The following is a 533-nucleotide window of genomic DNA, read 5'->3' as shown; positions in this document are numbered from 1 at the left end:
CGGCATAGGCGTTGGGTGGCATAAGAACGCCGGCTACGACCTATAATACGCCGGTCCGAAATCCAATCCGCCCTGCAGAAGGAGGTATGCCTCTTATATCGGTACATCCTAAAGGGTACCTCAGGGGGACCTGGGCACCGCTAATCCGTCCGTCATGTCTCGTTTCGGGCCAGCGATGTTGGCACCGGTTTTGCGTCGAAGACATTGGCCGCTCCATAACGGGGAGCGCGCAAGTTGAACAGGCAGCCGGGATGGTAAAGGAAGGCACTGCGGACCCCACTCATGTCACATTCTTGACAAAGGTGGTGATCGATTTCTGCGCGAAGCATCAGATCGTTCGCATCGATCACCGCGAACAGGTGGCGGGTAGAGTGATGAGCCTCTTCGAACGGGGCGTGATCGATCCCGATCAGATTTCAATTGCCCTGGAAGAGGATAGGGCTGTGTCTCGCCTTCGCCGGTTTGTCTATCGGCTACCACGCCCTGACGATCGGCAAGATCCGAAGCTCGAGGGCTGAACCATTCCATGCCGT

Annotated in this window: 1 protein-coding gene; it reads left to right on the top strand. The window is 57.0% G+C overall.

Going from position 1 to position 533, the window contains the following annotated elements; all coding sequences use genetic code 11:
- The first annotated feature begins 251 nt into the window (after nucleotides 1-251).
- Nucleotides 252-518: a hypothetical protein gene (locus EN852_RS34855; protein ID WP_135879600.1), complete on the top strand. Its 267-nt coding sequence runs from the start codon at nucleotides 252-254 to the stop codon at nucleotides 516-518.
- Nucleotides 519-533: the final 15 nt, after the last annotated feature.

The sequence above is a fragment of the Mesorhizobium sp. M2E.F.Ca.ET.209.01.1.1 genome (assembly GCF_004010375.2).
Lineage (GTDB): Bacteria > Pseudomonadota > Alphaproteobacteria > Rhizobiales > Rhizobiaceae > Mesorhizobium.
This window is presented reverse-complemented; position numbering and strand designations above follow the sequence as displayed.